10 protein-coding genes are annotated in these 14,206 nt (G+C 46.6%); 3 read left to right on the forward strand and 7 right to left on the reverse strand.

Annotation, left to right across the window (positions count from 1 at the left end; translation table 11 throughout):
• Window positions 1-116: 116 nt before the first annotated feature.
• The 4 genes from ACTHY5_RS00005 to ACTHY5_RS00020 form a co-directional block, all read right to left on the reverse strand.
• Entirely contained in the window at window positions 117-1,877 is a 1,761-nt protein-coding gene (locus tag ACTHY5_RS00005) for a DEAD/DEAH box helicase (RefSeq protein ID WP_441874710.1), read from the reverse strand.
• A 670-nt stretch (window positions 1,878-2,547) separates the two neighbouring features.
• Window positions 2,548-2,787, reverse strand: a complete 240-nt coding sequence (locus ACTHY5_RS00010) for a GlsB/YeaQ/YmgE family stress response membrane protein (protein ID WP_441874711.1) — start codon at window positions 2,785-2,787, stop codon at window positions 2,548-2,550.
• Between the two features lie 97 nt (window positions 2,788-2,884).
• Entirely contained in the window at window positions 2,885-5,938 is a 3,054-nt protein-coding gene (gene ydiJ, locus ACTHY5_RS00015; protein WP_441874713.1) for a D-2-hydroxyglutarate dehydrogenase YdiJ, read from the reverse strand.
• Window positions 5,939-6,081: 143 nt separating this feature from the next.
• On the reverse strand, window positions 6,082-6,924 hold the full coding sequence (locus tag ACTHY5_RS00020; RefSeq protein WP_441874715.1) for a response regulator transcription factor: 843 nt from the start codon (window positions 6,922-6,924) through the stop codon (window positions 6,082-6,084).
• 187 nt (window positions 6,925-7,111) lie between these two features.
• On the opposite strand from ACTHY5_RS00020, the gene tyrS reads away from it, so the two are divergent.
• Window positions 7,112-8,425 carry a tyrosine--tRNA ligase gene (gene tyrS / locus ACTHY5_RS00025; RefSeq protein ID WP_441874717.1) on the forward strand — a complete coding sequence of 438 codons (1,314 nt, stop codon included), beginning with the start codon at window positions 7,112-7,114 and terminating at the stop codon, window positions 8,423-8,425.
• A 32-nt stretch (window positions 8,426-8,457) separates the two neighbouring features.
• Here tyrS and rluF read toward each other — a convergent pair whose 3' ends face one another.
• The 3 genes from rluF to ACTHY5_RS00040 form a co-directional block, all read right to left on the reverse strand.
• Window positions 8,458-9,447 carry a 23S rRNA pseudouridine(2604) synthase RluF gene (rluF, locus tag ACTHY5_RS00030; RefSeq protein ID WP_441874719.1) on the reverse strand — a complete coding sequence of 330 codons (990 nt, stop codon included), beginning with the start codon at window positions 9,445-9,447 and terminating at the stop codon, window positions 8,458-8,460.
• Between the two features lie 187 nt (window positions 9,448-9,634).
• On the reverse strand, window positions 9,635-10,117 hold the full coding sequence (locus ACTHY5_RS00035; protein WP_441874720.1) for a methyltransferase family protein: 483 nt from the start codon (window positions 10,115-10,117) through the stop codon (window positions 9,635-9,637).
• A gap of 2 nt (window positions 10,118-10,119) precedes the next feature.
• Window positions 10,120-11,880 (reverse strand): SulP family inorganic anion transporter, encoded by a 1,761-nt coding sequence (locus ACTHY5_RS00040; RefSeq protein WP_441874722.1) that lies wholly within the window; start codon window positions 11,878-11,880, stop codon window positions 10,120-10,122.
• A gap of 273 nt (window positions 11,881-12,153) precedes the next feature.
• Here ACTHY5_RS00040 and ACTHY5_RS00045 point away from each other — a divergent pair, with 273 nt between their 5' ends.
• Complete coding sequence (locus ACTHY5_RS00045) at window positions 12,154-13,158, forward strand: response regulator (RefSeq protein ID WP_441874724.1); 1,005 nt, start codon at window positions 12,154-12,156, stop codon at window positions 13,156-13,158.
• 3 nt (window positions 13,159-13,161) lie between these two features.
• Window positions 13,162-14,142 carry a diguanylate cyclase gene (locus ACTHY5_RS00050; RefSeq protein ID WP_441874726.1) on the forward strand — a complete coding sequence of 327 codons (981 nt, stop codon included), beginning with the start codon at window positions 13,162-13,164 and terminating at the stop codon, window positions 14,140-14,142.
• Window positions 14,143-14,206: the final 64 nt, after the last annotated feature.

Here is a 14,206-nt window from a genome sequence, read left to right on the forward strand (position 1 = left end):
TTTTTCCGTGTCTTGCGTGGCAAAAATAGTCCTTAGTTTTTTACTTAATACAAACAAAAGGCCTGTCGATTGCTCGACAGGCCTGTTAACTTCGCAATAATATCGCTAAGTGGTTATTAGCCGTTTAAACGCTTGTCGTTGTTGCGACGTGGAGAGCGAGGCTTGCGATCGTCGTTAGGACGGAAGCTGCTACGACGTGGCAATGGACCACCTTCGTATTTGGCCAAGTTCAATGGACGCTGACAAACTCGTACATTTTTAAGTACTTTTTGTACGTCTGACGTCATACCTTGTGGCAAATCAACGGTAGAGAAATCATCGTGGATTTGAATTTGACCAATAAAGCGCGACTCTAAATCGGCTTCGTTAGCAATGGCACCCACTAAGTGACCTGGCTTAACACCGTGCACTCGACCCACTTCTACGCGGAAGGTTTCCATAGCGACACTGTCACGACCACGGGGGCCACGAGCATTGCGATCACTGCCGCGATCGTTACGCTCACGCACATCGGGGCGACGAGCAGCTTGTGGACGATCTTCCATAAATAATGGACGGTCGCCTTGTACTAAGCGAGCCAAACCTGCTGCTAACTCAGCGCTGTCTAGGCCTTCTTCTAGCAATGATTCAACCATTTCTACAAAAGGTGCCAGTGCTTTTTCGTCTGCTTTTACACTGCTACGAATGCGAGACTTAAAGCGCTCAGCACGAATTTTGTTGATTGCATCAGCAGACGGCATCTGCATTTCTTCAATCGGCTGGCGAGTGTGGCGCTCAAGATTGTACAAACCGCGCTTTTCACGACCGGTTACAAACAAAATTGCATCACCTTCACGACCCGCACGACCGGTACGACCAATACGGTGTACATAAGACTCATTGTCGTGTGGCATATCAAAGTTAACAACATGACTGATACGCTCAACGTCTAAACCACGGGCCACTACGTCTGTTGCTACCAAGATATTCAAGCGACCATTTTTCAGACGCTCAATCACCTTTTCACGTAATTTTTGTGGAATATCACCGTGCAAGGCTTCACATGCATGGCCTTCACGGCTCATCATATCAGCCAAGTCTTCGGCGTCTTTACGGGTACGCACAAACACCAACATGGCATCCATGTTTTCAGTTTCAACCAAACGGCATAAACCTTCGTGCTTGTTCATGCCTCGTACAAACCAGTAACGCTGACGAATGCTGGAGTTGGTACGAGTTTTGTTTTCGATACGTACTTCTTTCGGGTTTTTCAGGTACTTTTGAGCAACACGCTGGATGACAGGTGGCATAGTCGCTGAGAATAAAGCAATTTGACGCGTTTCTGGAGTTTGTTGCAAAATCCATTCAACGTCATCAATAAAGCCCATGCGTAGCATTTCATCGGCTTCATCTAATACTAAGGCTTTTAGATTATCTAGCTTTAAGGTGCCGCGGCGCATGTGATCCATGACGCGACCTGGGGTGCCCACTACAATATCAACACCGCGCTTTAATGCACGAATTTGTGTGTCGTATGCTTGGCCACCATAGATAGACGTAATACGAATGTCTTTACGGTATTTGGCGTAACCTTCAAAGGATTCAGCAACCTGAATCGCCAGCTCACGTGTTGGGGCTAATACCAACACTTGCGGCGTGGCGTTGCCTCCGGTAATGGTGCTTAACAACGGCAGTGCGAACGCGGCTGTTTTACCAGTACCGGTTTGTGCCAAGCCCAAAACGTCGCGACCTTCCAGTAAAGTAGGGATAGCGGCAGCCTGAATAGCAGAAGGCGTCACATAGCCGGCATCGGCAAGTGCTTTTAAAACTTCAGGAGCTAAACCTAATTCAGTGAAGGCAGGAGCGTTTTCAGCAAGTACAAGAGTAGAATTTGTCATTTACAGTTCCGAATAAATAAAATGTCGGCGGACTGATACAGTAAAGGGCCAGGGACAGCCCATGCTCACTACAAGAGTGAGGGCTTCCCTTTAAGAGTGTAAACACACTCATATTCACAAGGCTAATCTGGCCGTTTTTGTCTCAACACCGCCATGGTGAACGTGCTGGCGAAGAACCAGTGCGTTTTTCTCATCATGGATGTCGATCTGCCAGACTTGGTGTCGTCGCGCCCAAATGGAGGGAACGTACCTACCTTATATATGATGTAAGGTAGACATCGCTTGGCGCGGACGTGATTTGCGTTACTTTCCTAACAAACGCAATGATAACCCGCTTCAACGCACGTATTTTGGCAGCTACATATAAACCCAGGGTTTGGTGTGTTAACTATATTTAAAGTTACTACACCCTGTAGCATGCCGAATAGGCGGGTTATAACGATATAAAGCCAACATTAAGTCGCTTTGTCTATCGAGACCCACATCACAAAAGGTCATGCCCAACTGGGCTGAAGGCGTATTCTGTGTTAAATGGTGAGTAATGTCCAGCATTTTTTAATGTTGCTAGCAGATTTAAAGCACAAATACAGCGTAGCAAGTTCCTCATCCGCTACGGCTTAAGCAAGCTCAAACTATCTAGCATCATACTCAACCCAGCGGTTGGTAGCTATTAGCGTTTAATTTTTCGAACCAAGTATATCAAGAGTACCGCACCTAGGGTGGACATAATAAGCGAGCCAATAATGCCGGTGGCAGCAAGCCCAACTAAACGAAACACTATGCTCCCTAAAAAGCCCCCAACTAAGCCAAGTAGCACATTACCTAACACACCAAAACCGCGGCCTTTCATTAATTGTCCTGCCAGCCAACCGGCCAGCCCACCAATGATTAACCCTAATATTAATCCCATTGTTGCTCCTTGTTACTTAAAGGGGGCATGTAACGCCCCCACAAGACTAAATTGACTTTTGCCACGAATACACACGTACCTGCACTTACCACAAGCTTTACAACAAGCCCAGTAGCGCCTGTACTGGATGCTTAATCCCCTGCCCTTCGATACGCTTAACTTGGCTACGACACGAAAAACCGGTTGCCATGCGCCGCTCTGGCGGTAATTCCGCCATCGGGGTTGCCCAGCTCATGGCATAAAGCTGCTTTGAACCTTCGGCATGATGGCTTTCGTGACCATAGGTCCCCGCCATACCACAACAACCCACGGGGATGGCTTCAAGCTTGGCTCCTAAATGGCTAAAGATACGCCCCCAATCTTGATGGGTGGTCGGTAAGGCCGTTTTTTCGGTGCAATGTGCAAATAAATACCAAGGCTCACCTGTTGGCGTCTGCTCAGGTAACTGTTTGAGTTGCTGTAACAGCCACTCTTGCGGTAGCAGTACTGTAAAATCACCCCGCGCAGCCCCCAGCACCTTGTTATATTCGTCGCGATAACAGAGCACTAATGAAGGGTCGACCCCGACTAACGGAATATTTAATCGCGCCAGCTTATTTAAAAATTGTGCGCTGTCTGCCGCCATTCCGGCAAAGCGGCGTAAAAATCCTTTTACATGAGCCGGTTTACCATTGGGCTTAAAGGGTAATACCACAGGGTTAAAGCCAAGCTTAGTGGCTAATTGCACTAAGTCGAATACCACATTGGCATCATAAAACGAGGTAAAGGGATCTTGGACGATAAGCAATGTTTTGGCTTTTTGCTCATCATTTAACGCTTCAAGCTCCGCCATATTAAAGGTGTTAACCGCGCCCTGTGCTAATAGTTTGCTTAAGCTTGGGTTGCTCACTGATGGCATATCTACCATACCAAGCAAAGAGCGTGTGCCCGCTTGTACCCACTTATTATTCATCACAGGGTTAACCAAGCCTGGAACTTTGGCCATCCAAGGGGTGTAGGACTCAACCCAAGATACTAAATAGTCTTGGGGGGGGCGCTGATAGCGCTGATGGTAGAGCTGTAAGAAACGCGCCCTAAAGGTAGGTACATCCACTTTTATTGGGCACTGGCTTGAGCAAGCTTTACAGGCTAAGCAGCCATCCATCGCCTCTTTTACTTCATGAGAAAAATCATACTCACCGCGATGTTTCTGCCAGCTGTACTTTACCCGCTCAACCAAGCCTTTTACGCTGGCACTGCGGCTCATTATGGCGGCCTCTTCTGCCATGGGATCAAAGCCTTGAGCAGATAATTGACGTAGCCACTCGCGCACCAGCCCCGCTCGCCCCTTAGGGGAATGACGACGATCTGCGGTTAACTTCATTGAAGGGCACATGGGGGAGTTAACATCAAAGTCAAAACACAAGCCATTGCCGTTACAGTCCATAGGTTGGGTATAACTGTCGCGAACATTCACGGGAATTTGGCGATCATAAAATCCCCGTTTGGTGGCATCAACGGACACCAATTGATCGAGACTGTCGAGTGGGGTACAAATTTTACCGGGGTTGAGTCGGTTAAAGGGATCGAAAGCCGATTTAATGCGGCGCAGCTCGGTAAATAGCCTGTCACCAAAAAAGGCTGGGCTATATTCAGAACGATAGCCTTTACCGTGCTCACCCCACATTAAGCCACCATATTTAAGCGTGAGGGCATTCACCTGATCGGAGATTTTACGCAACATCACCTCTTGCTCAGGATCCGTCATATCCAATGCCGGCCGCACATGTAACACCCCCGCATCCACATGGCCAAACATACCATATTGCAATTGATGCTGATCGAGCAGAGCACGAAACTCCACAATATAATCCGCTAAGTTTTCTGGAGGGACGGCAGTATCTTCAACAAAGGCAATCGGCTTTTTACGACCTTTAGTATTGCCTAATAGCCCGACGGCTTTTTTTCGCATGGCATAAATACGATTCAATGACGCCAAATCATCACACACTTGATAACCAATGACACCGGCTTCGCCTTTAGCAATCAGTTCATCAAGTTGGCTACACAGTGCTGCTACTTTATGTTGCTGGGCTTCGGCATCCTGATCGGCATATTCGACCATATTCAGGCCGTCCATCACCTTGCCTGGTACATCTTCAATAAGGTGACTCACCGAGTGCCAAACAATATCTTCGCGCGCCAGTCCCAGCACTTTAGAGTCCACGGTTTCAACCGACAGCGCTTTGGCTTCTACCATTAAGGGAGCATTACGCAATGCCGATTGAAAGCTGTCGTATTTGACGTTCACTAAGGTGCGATAGCTAGGAATGGGCGTTAAATCAAGCAAAGCATCGGTAATAAAAGCAAGCGATCCCTCAGATCCACACAAAATACGAGTGAGATCCAGAGTATGGCTGGCTTGATCATAAACATGCTTTAGATCGTAACCGGTTAAAAAGCGATTAAGTTTAGGAAAGCGCGTGGCGATTTCATCTTGGGTATCGTTAACACTGTGATACACACAACGGTATAACTCAGCTTCGCGACTGTCTTGTGCAAGCTTGGCATCCAAGGCTTCGCCACTAAGGGGGCCAGTTTCAATAATAGTGCCATCAACCAATACCGCAGTCACGCCCAGCACATGATCAGAGGTTTTACCGTATACCAAAGAGCCCTGCCCCGAGGCATCGGTATTAATCATACCGCCAAGCGTGGCGCGATTACTGGTGGATAAATCTGGCGAGAAAAACAGCTTATGGGGGGCCACAAGTTGATTGAGGCGGTCTTTGACCATGCCGGTTTGCACGCGCACTTGGCGCTGTTCGGCGTTAATGTCCAACAGCTGATTAAGGTGGCGAGATAAATCGACCACTATATTATCGTTTAACGACTGGCCATTGGTGCCGGTGCCGCCGCCTCTGGGCGAAAACTTAATGCTGTGATAATTATCTTGGCATGCCAAGGTCAGCATTATGCTTACGTCTTGAGTTGATCGCGGAAACACCACCGCTTGGGGTAAAGATTGATAGACACTGTTATCAGTGGCTACGGCCAGTCGACTGGCATAGCTGTGTTCGATATCGCCACTAAAGCCGCTGTCGGCTAAGGCGTTGAGAAATGCAAAATAGGTAGGAGTTATCTGCGCTTGCAGATCTATCTTGGGGATCATAACGGCCTGTTCCCTGTCATTATATTTAAGGTGCGCCCAGAATGGTGACTAGTATACAGAAAAATCGGGCTCAACGCCTAGCAAGGAAAATGGGAACCACAACACCCAACCTAATGTTTCGTTTTTATTGTTAACGTCCTGCTTCAAGCCTTCTCTTGTGTGATTAAGTGATTAATAAAATGGGCAAATAGCGCGGCTTGGCTGTCGATGTTGAGTTTGCTGTACAGATGCTTACGATGGTTTTTAACTGTTCCCACGCCAATGCCTAATTGCTGGGCAATGGTGTGATTGTCTTGGCCTTGTAGTAATAAAACCGCCACTTGCTGCTCGCGAGGGGTGAGGCGCGGTTTGCCAAAGCTGGATAATGCCAGCTCCACCTGTTCGCGCATGGTGTTGGCAGGCAATGTTGCGGTTGGCGAAACAGATAATGGCGTACTAGGGCTAGGGGCTAAAGCAATAGTCTCATGCTCAAGTGGCCAATGTTGGCGACATAAGGCACTAAGTAGCGGTAGCAATGCTTGTAGCCTTGCTTGCTCTTTGCGAGTAAAAGCCGTGGCGCTAAGTCGCCCTAAAAATAAGGTTAACCATTGCCCTTTATCAAGCGACAGCACAATGCCTAGTTCATCTTGCCAAGCGGTTGCCTGATAAAAAGAGCGCATATAGTCAGGCCCCCTGCCCTGCTGGGCAACCAAGGTACTTAATGAGTAAACACCGTCGGTTAAGCCTTGGCTTAAGGCCCGATAAAAAGGATCCTCGGCATATACCCCATTTAAGTACTGTTGAAATAACAAGTCGCGCCTGTGCTGCAAGTTATCGTACAAATAAACCACAGTGCCATGGCTGCGATAACTTAACACCAAGATGCAATCACAGCTCACTTGGGTGGCGACCAGCTCGGCTAAATGACGCACAAAAGCCACGGTGCCAAGGGCACTAATGGTATCAGTTAAGGCGGCTTGATAGTCATCTGGGTTGTGTATCGTCATGATTACCGCCTAGATCATTATGTTATCGGTGTACATTAAGCTAACTATATCTATTCACACCCCGCTTTTACCAACGAGGCTTGGGGTCATCAATTTTACTACAAACTGTCCTAAAAAGGACATATAAAGAAAAGTGACGCTCAGTCAGGATAATAGACCTGCGTTATTACAACCAAGCGAGCTTAGTATGCCTAATATAACATCACCCTCTTCTTCTGCGACGAGCGCCTTATTACAGGAGCTGAATGCGCGTGGATTGATCGCCCAGCAATCGGATGCCAACGCCCTTGGGGAGCATCTCAGTGCGCAACCCAGAGTGATTTATTGTGGCTTTGACCCCACCGCCGGCAGCTTGCATATTGGCCACTTAGTGCCGCTATTAATGTTACGTCGCTTTAAGACCGCAGGGCATAGCGTGGTGGCTTTGGTGGGTGGCGCCACCGGCATGATTGGCGACCCCAGTTTTAAAGCCAGTGAGCGCAGTTTAAATGATACCGCAACCGTTAATGGCTGGGTTAATGACTTACAGCAACAAATTCAGCCCTTATTGATCACAGAGCAAGACTCACCCAATGGGCAGCAGGTTCATTTACTGAATAATGCCGACTGGATGAGCAAGCTCGATCTGTTTTCGTTTTTACGAGATATCGGCAAGCACTTTTCTGTTAACGCCATGATTGCCAAAGACTCCGTAAAACAGCGATTGGCACGCCCAGATCAAGGGCTCTCTTTTACTGAGTTTGCCTATTCCCTACTACAGTCTTACGACTTTGCACACCTTAATAAGGCGCATCATTGTTCGGTGCAAATTGGGGGCAACGATCAGTGGGGCAATATCACCAGCGGCATTGATCTTACTCGCCGTTTGAATCAACAACAGGTATTTGGCCTCACCCTGCCCCTGATTACTAAAGCCGATGGGACTAAGTTTGGTAAAACCGAAACCGGCACTGTGTGGCTGGATCCTCAACAAACCTCGCCTTATGCTTTTTACCAATTTTGGCTTAATACCGCCGATGCTGATGTCTACCGTTTTTTACGGTTTTATAGTTTTCGCTCACTCGACGAGATTGCCGCTATAGAAGCGGCTGATATAGCACGCCACGGTAAACCCCAAGCGCAAATGTTATTGGCCGAAGAGCTGACTGAGTTGGTACATGGTAGCGCTGCGTTAGCCGGAGTTAAGCGCATTAGTCAGGCATTATTCAGTGGGGATTTTAGTCAGTTGAGCTTGGCTGAATTTGCCCAGCTAGAGCAAGATGGCATTCCGCTAACCCAGGTAGAGGCCACTGACAATCCGATGCTGAGTCAATTACTCGTCGAGGCCGGTTTAGCCAGCTCTCGGCGTATTGCCCGCGAGTTAATGGCCAATGGCGCCATTACCGCTAATGGCATTAAAACTATGCTAGATACTGATTCTATAACACCATTACACCAGCAGTATCTAGTCGTGCGCCGAGGTAAAAAGCACTTTCACTTGGTTAAAATAAGCAAGCTTTAATAATCGCCTCCAGCCTTCGCATTCTTAGGGGATTACGCTTTATTACGTTTGCTCCGATTGCTCTGTGGAAGTGATCCTTTGCTCGACTTTGCGCCCTTTTTACCACGGGGATCTTGACTGGCTGCTTTTCTTTTACCCGTACCATGGCGTGGGTTTGGTTTGGCAGCTTTGTAAGTGCCTGAGGCTTTTTTGCGTTCAGAAGTTGACTGTTGATCTGTTAGCGAGACTGAAGTGGCGGCATTTCTTACCAAGGGGCCTCGGCGGGCAGCTTTAGGCTGTGTTAGTACTGAGGCTTCTTCGGTACTACTAGAGCCGCCTATCATACTGTTAATAAGCGAAAGCTCTGCGCGTGATACGTATCGCCATTGGCCTGGTTTTAACTCTCCCAGCTCAATATTCATGATCCGTACTCGTTTTAAACTGGTTACGCTAAAGCCTAAGTATTCCGCCATACGTCGAATTTGGCGATTTAACCCTTGAGTTAAAATAATATTAATTGTTTTAGGGCCAATTTTTTTCACCTTACAGGGCTTAGTAACCGTATCTAAAATAGGCACACCCGCCCCCATTTTCGCCACAAAGTCAGGGGTAATGGGTTTATCCATCGACACTATGTATTCTTTTTCGTGGGCATTACCGGCTCTGAGGATCTTATTCACAATATCGCCATCATTGGTCAGCAAAATTAAACCACTTGAGGGTTTATCTAAACGACCAATCGGAAAAATACGGGCTTTATAATTAACGGCATCCACAATATTTTCAGGTACCGCACTGTCGGTGGTACAGGTAATGCCTATGGGCTTGTTATAGACCAAGTACACAGCTTTAGGCTTGGCGCGTAGTGGTTTGCCGTTAACCAAGACGCTATCATCTTGGCTGACCTTAACCCCCATGCCAGCCACATCACCATTAACCTTTACTCGACCTTGCTCAATTAAGCGATCGGCTTCTCGTCGTGAGCAAATTCCCGTTTCGCTAATAAACTTATTAAGCCGAGTGGTGGCGCTGTCTTGGTTCATTTTGCTCAATCTCTCTTTCAACCGTCTTGCCAGTACAGGACAAACAAGCCTGTACAAACCTAATAATTAATCCGCAAGTGTAGAGAGCCCAGCTATTAGCCGCAAGCCCTAGATGATGAAATACAACGGCGATGCCAAAATCACAACCCTATTGCTTAGCCAACATAGATCCTTTTTCTTTGCTCTCTTATAACCAACGGCGAACTTGCTGGCAGTAATCTTGATAATCACGACCAAATTTAGTGACCAAAGCACGCTCTTCAGCCGCTATTTGTACCTTACTCATATAAAGAATAAACGGCACTAACCATACTAACGTCAGCACATTGCCTAACCACAACCCCCATGCCAGTATAATAAGCGCGTCTCCCACATAAATAGGATTACGGGAATAGCGAAATAGTCCTCTAGTCACCAATTGCCTAGTTTGTTCAGGCGCAAAAGGTAGTAAGGTGGTGCGCGCTTGGCGAAACTGCCAAGCTGCAACGCCCATTATGGTAAATGCGGCGATGACCACGCTCACTATCAAGGGCAAAAATGTATGACGCGACAGCTCCAGCATCAACACATTATGGTGTAAAACATAGCGTTGGCTTAGCCACATTAGTCCCATCGTAAACGCAACGATAACAGGCGGTATACAGTAACGTAGGCATGGGTTAGCATTCATTTTTAGCTCCTATTGATCGGATTACGAACAACGTCACTGGTGTCTATAACGCCTTCTTTTGAGTCCGTTAAATGTTGCTGTTGATAGCGATGTGTCATACGCAATGCCTGATATAAATCAGGGTACACAAGAATGCCTTCTTCTCCTACCCGAATACCCGCCTGCTTTAACCACTGAGTCATTTGCCCTCGCCGACCCGCCATTACCATGTGCACGCCTTGTCGTTTTAGTGCTTTGTGTAGTTCACCAACCATGGTCATTACGCTAATATCTTGGTGGGTAAAACAAGCGACTGCATCAATAATCACACACTTTGCCGGCTGTGGCTCACTGGCTAACAATAACAATACTCGGCGTTTAAAATAGGCCGCATTAAAGTAGGTAAGTGGTGAATTAAAGCGATAAATAAGTATCCCTGTAATGGCTTTTACTTCTTCATTGCGCCCCATGGTGTGCACCACGCCCTCGTCATTCATGCCCATTAAATGTTCGGTAGGGCGCATCACATTACGCAAAAATTGAAATAAGCCTAATAAAACAGCCAAGGCGATTCCTGGGATAACCCCAACCAGTAGCACACTAAAAAAGGTAACCCAGGCTAACCAAAACGCTGAGCTATCCGATTTATACAGCGCCCATAGGCCACGAAAATCAGTCAAAGAAAAAGAGGCTAAAATAAGTACGATACCTAAAGCTGCAGTGGGGATATATTGCAGTGGAGCGGTAAGAAAAAAAGTCACTAAGGCGATCACGAGCGCCGCTACAATCGACACTAGTTGACTTTTACCCCCGTTAGCATCATTTACCGCTGTACGAGAGTCGGCACCGCTAATAGCAAACCCCTGAGAAAAGGCCGAGGCAATATTTGCCAACCCAAGCGCGCGAAATTCATTGTCTGCATCTATATCGTAGCCATTTTTAGTCGCAAAACTGCGGGCGGTCAGCATCATAGATACAAAGCTTACCATCGCAAGGTTAAGCGCTGGCAATACTAGCTCACGAATAAGTCCAGGTGGAAACTCAGGAAGCTGAAAATTTGGTAAGCCGTTGCTTAAACTCCCCACCACCGCCACGTTAAGTCGCTCTGGGCCAACGAACCAAAGCACCAGCGCCGCCATGGCCAATGCTAGTAATGAGCTAGGCCACTGCGGGCGAAAATAACGACTAAGCAACATAATCACTAAGGTCAAGATACTGATACCTAACGTACTTAAGTGTACTTGTGCCCCATAACTTGGAACTGCCAGTAAGCGCTCAATTAAGCCAGACTGTGCAAAAGTAAAACCCAATACACTAGAAAGCTGGCCAACCATAATGGTAATCGCCACCCCATTAAGTAACCCCATCAAGATAGGCCGAGATAAAAAATCCGCTAAAATACCAAGCTTTAATCGGCTAGCCACCAGGCACCAAAATCCAGTCATGGCAGTCATGGTCATCACTAACTGCCAATGGCGGGCAGCATCTCCAGCCGCCAGTGGCGTAACCACGGCTGCAATAACGGCACAAGTTGCAGCATCGGGCCCCATAATAAGCTGACGAGACGAACCAAACAGTGCATACACTATCATGGGTAAAATGCATGAATACAGGCCAACAATTGCACCAACGCCTGTTAACTCAGCATAAGCAATGGCCACAGGTAACGCGACAGCGGCAACGGAAATGCCCGCTCGTACATCGGGGAGCAACCAAGCACGCTGATAGCCTAATAAGCTCACTAAACCTGGCATCCACCGTGCCAAAGAGAAAAAATTATTCAATTTATCATCACTTATTGTTAAGCCCTGTTTATGACAGGTAAGTACAGGTTATCTTGGCTAAGGCCACTTTAAAGTGGCTACTTATGTCCTCATTATTACATTGTTTTTAATAAGGTAATGAAAAAAATAAAAGCAATACACAATAACTAAAAATAGTCTTATCGGTTTGCTGTTAACTGGACACAAGTTGTGGTTGAATTGCACAGGTTCGCATTATCGCTAGCATATTACCCCACTTTCACTTAGCGAACGTTGATACAGGCGCTTTATGGCATGACACTCCAAATTTTAATTTGTGATGACTCAGCATTTGCACGCAAACAAGTCGCTGGGGCTTTACCCCAGGACTGGAAAACGCAAACGCAGTTTGCCTGTAATGGCATAGAAGCGCTAGCGCACCTGCGCCAGGTTGGGGCTGATCTGCTATTTCTTGATCTCAATATGCCAGGGCTAGATGGCTACGAAGTACTTAACGCCATACAAACCGAAGACTTGCCGACTATGACGGTGGTCATTTCCGCTGATATTCAAGAGCAAGCACAACAAAAGGTCATCGCTTTAGGAGCTATTGGCTTTATCAATAAGCCCGTAGACTCCACAGAACTTGCCAGTTTATTAAGTGAATATGGCCTTTATCAGGCGCTAGAAGCAAAGACATTAACTGAATCTAACAATGGCACCAACGACCCCATTTCTTTGTCTGAATATTTACAAGAGATGGCCAATATTGCCATGGGGCAAGCATCAAATTTACTTGCGCAATTGCTTGAAGTATTTATTCATCAACCTATTCCTAAAGTAGCATTGATTGAACGCTGTGATCTACACATGGCTATTAGTGCGATTGATGGCAATGCTCATTACTCTACCGTGGCGCAAGGGTTTGTTGGTGCAGGGGTATCGGGCGAAGCGTTATTACTATTTTCAGACAGCAGCAGTGAAGAAATGGCTAAGCTGCTTAATTATAATGATAGCAATAGCTTAGCTCCAGAAATAGAAGTATTACTGGATATGGCCAATATTTTGTTTGGTGCCTTTATCAAAGGTTTAGGAGAACAACTTGATATTAAGTTTGGGCTTAGCCAACCTAGCATTTTAGGTCAGCATAAACAGGTAGAAGATCTGCTAAAGCAGCATAAGCAACAAGCAGAGCAATTGATGTGTATTGAAATTCCTTATGAGCTAGAGCAACAACATATTAGTTGTCATTTGCTAGTATTACTCACCGCAGACTCGGTTAAACGGCTAGAGCAACAACTGATTTATTTAACGGAGTAAATAATGCCTCTTTCTCACCAAGATGCACACGCCTTCCACTTTTTAATTGATATGTTGGAATCGGTAGAGATTGGTCTAGTGGTCTTGGACTTAAACTGTAACGTACAACTGTGGAATGGCTTTATGGAAAACCACAGTGGGATGACCTCTACTGCAGTACGAAATAAAAACCTTTTTCAGTTATTTCCCGAACTGCCAAAAACTTGGCTACAACGTAAAATAGACACAGCCGTGACTTTAAATACCCGGGCCTTTACTTCTTGGGAACTACGGCCGCATTTATTTCGTTTTGGTAATAGCCGGCCCATTACCGGCACCTCGCCTTATATGTATCAAAACATGACCATAAGTCCATTGGCCGAACCCAATGGTAATGTGCAGCAGGTGTGCCTTATGCTCTATGACGTAAGCGATGTTGCCTGTGGTCGTATTGCGCTTGAGCAAGCAAATAAACAACTAGCACACTTAAGCCAAACAGATAACTTAACTGGATTATTAAATAGAGGGGCGTGGGAAAAGCAGCTTCATAATGAGTTTGAGAGGTTTGCCCGTTATGGGGGGACTCAAAGCTTAATTATGCTCGATATAGATAACTTTAAAGCCGTTAATGATCAATACGGTCACCCAGTAGGCGATGATGTTATTCGTCACCTCGCTAAATGTATAAGAAGTAGCCTACGGCATACCGATCATCCCGGTCGTTATGGAGGGGAAGAGTTTGCTATCATCTTGCCAGAAACAGAGCTTGAGGGAGCAAAGGTCATTGCTGAAAGACTGCGCCAGTGTATTGAGAGTGCAGTGGTGCACAGTCATAACCTCACATTGAATTATACCGTCAGCTTGGGCGTTGCCCCCCTAACTGCTGAGACCTCTGATGTAGACGCTTGGTTGCGTAGCGCAGATAACGCATTATATGCCGCTAAGCACGCGGGAAAGAATCAAGTGATGGGTGCAAAACAGAATAAAGCGGCCTTTACACTGTAATTCACCTCAACCAGCATATTCATACCAATAGTACTAAGTAAGTGGTCAGTTTTATTTTCAGTAA

Source organism: Oceanisphaera sp. (genome assembly GCF_052084945.1).
Lineage (GTDB): Bacteria > Pseudomonadota > Gammaproteobacteria > Enterobacterales > Aeromonadaceae > Oceanimonas.